Here is a 2591-nt window from a genome sequence, read left to right as displayed (position 1 = left end):
GTGGTGGTGATATTAATTCTGCACCCCAAGATAGACAATGATTATATCCTTCAAATGTTATTAATTATTATTCACCATATGATGGTAGTTTCTTATGACAAGAAATTACATTTTCAAGTATTAATGACAAAATTAGTAATAGTGGTTTATCAGTGCGGCAATTTATTCAAACAAGTGCCCCAGGGGAAGGTTATTGTTTTCCTAAAATAACTTATGATGAAAAACTAAATAAAGGTATTGTTGAATTAGATGAGATTTTATTAAAAGACCCCGGTGTTAGAGCCATGGCAGTTAAATTTTATGGTAATCCTATATTTTTTGATATGCCAGTAATTGGTCGACCAATTATTAAAGGCCAATTTAATAAAAAAGTAATGAATTCAAGAGATTTATTAATGTATAACATGTATCCTGCACCACCTGATAAAATAAATACTTATGCATCACCAGAAGTAAGTTGATATAACATTCAAGGGATTCAACCAACTATGATAACTGGTTATGAAGATTGAAAAAAAGATATGGAAAGTAGATATGATTTTTGAAATCAAAAAAATAGTGAGGGTATTGTTATAACCGATAAAGCAAGTTCAACAGCAACCAATCCGACTGTTGGAACAACTATTAAGGAAGAAGATAATAATTCTGAATTTTATTGGTCTAAAACTTGAATGATTACTACACCAGATAAAGTGAAAGTAAACAATGGTAATGTTGATAATATAATTAGTACCCAAGCCTCATAATATTTTAGAAGAAAAGATGAATTTGGTAATGCTGTCGGACAAGTTCAAATTGAATATAATAAAATGGGTTCATGTAATGTTTGAGATATTTTAAATATGAATAATTTTATTAATCGCCAAATTACAGTATTACCTTTAAACTATACACAAAAATTAGTTTTTAACCCTTTTACGATACCAGGTGGAGTTGGTAAGTTCTTAAACTTTATTTCATTTGGTATTCCTTGGGGTTGAGTTATTAATCAAGATAAAAAAACTTGACCTAATTTTCAATTTCTTAATGGCTTTATGAGTGCTAATATTTATAGTTTTTATAATGATGCCTTTTGAGGTGATAATTCCAAAGGTAAAGGTTACTTACCCTTTGAAATATTTAGAGAACAAGGGAATGATAAAGTTGGTGCTATTTTTGGAGCAAATGCTACTATTTTAGGGTTTACTACTTTATTAACTGATAAATGCAAAGGTACTGTTTTAAATAAAAATGGTTCAAAAACAAGTGCGTTAGTTTATTCAACTTATAATTTAAAACAATTAAATCCTAAAACTAATCGAGTTTATTTAATTAATGAACAAACCAAAGCTGTAGATGCACAAACACCAGCTAGTGATAGTGAAAAAGATAATGATTTAGAGTTTTTACAAACACCAGATGGTACAAATTGTAGTTATATAATTGATATGTTTTCAATTCAAGCATTATATAAAGGTAATTTTGAAATTATCTTTTATGCTGATAACCCATATACAAATAATGAAGAAGATTATTTAAGATTATCAGTATGGAGTTTTCGTGGTAAAACAAAAAGTACACTAAATAATTATTTACGAGATATGACAACTAATTATAAAACTAGTTTCTTACTACCACATGATTATGAAATACCAACATTTAATTACCCTGAATATGTATTACCACCAGTGCCATATAACTATAAACCCTATACAAAAAATATTATTCCTGCTAATGCAAAATTACCTATTAATTTTAATTTTACAGTACAACCTCAATGTAAAAGTACATTAAGTAATATGGTTAATTTATTTGATACTTTAAATGAGTATAAAGGTTATTATGAATTAGAAATTGATTTAAAACAAATTGACCCAACAATTCAAAGTATAAATAAGTTTATAGACACCTATGAAACTATTGAAATAAGTAATATAAATAATTTTTCTATTACTAATTTTGCAACTAAAATACATATGTATGAATATAAAGATATAGAATTATTTGCAGGAAAAGAGGAATGTAATTTTAATTTAGGTAAAATATCTGACCTTAATTATGAAGGTGGTGGAGATCAACAGATAACAAATACTAATTTTCCTCAAAATAAAATTATTAAAACAAATTAAATTTCAACAGAAATTAAACCATTTGTTATAAGTTATGCAGATAATTTATTAGCAGGAGATTATTATTCAAAATATAAAACTAAATATCAAAATCAAGAAGTATTATTTTTAATGCAAATATCAACAATTAATAATATAAAACCTCATAATACTAAAAATGTATATTTAGAATTATATTATACTAATGATGTAAAATTAAAAATTAGATTTACAAAAACAATATTACCAAGATTTATGGGGACTGTTGGTTATCCTAATTGAGGAAATCAATATAATTTAACTCTTTCACAAAATTCTAATGATTTAATATATTTTACAAATAATGGTAATAATCCTGTTAAGATTACATTTAAACCTAAATAAAAAAGAGATTTATTTAAAATGTACAATGTTTCTTTTAACTGAGAATATGAAATAAAAAACCTTTCTAGGTTATTATTAAATATATAAAGTTAGGAGAAACATTTTTTATATGGCAAAGGG

General features: G+C 25.4%; 3 protein-coding genes. All 3 read left to right on the top strand.

The window, feature by feature from the left end; translation table 4 throughout:
* Positions 1-746 (top strand): hypothetical protein (locus D9R21_RS07365; protein ID WP_158613928.1); only part of this gene is annotated, 746 nt, incomplete at its 5' end.
* A 63-nt stretch (positions 747-809) separates the two neighbouring features.
* A complete protein-coding gene (locus tag D9R21_RS05615; protein ID WP_126821434.1) occupies positions 810-2108 on the top strand; it encodes a hypothetical protein in 1299 nt (432 codons plus the stop codon).
* A gap of 111 nt (positions 2109-2219) precedes the next feature.
* Positions 2220-2471 (top strand): hypothetical protein, encoded by a 252-nt coding sequence (locus tag D9R21_RS05610; protein WP_126821433.1) that lies wholly within the window; start codon positions 2220-2222, stop codon positions 2469-2471.
* The last annotated feature ends 120 nt before the right edge of the window (positions 2472-2591 follow it).

The sequence above is a fragment of the Spiroplasma endosymbiont of Megaselia nigra genome (assembly GCF_003987485.1).
In the GTDB taxonomy this organism is placed as follows: Bacteria; Bacillota_I; Bacilli_A; order Mycoplasmatales; family Mycoplasmataceae; genus Spiroplasma.
This window is presented reverse-complemented; position numbering and strand designations above follow the sequence as displayed.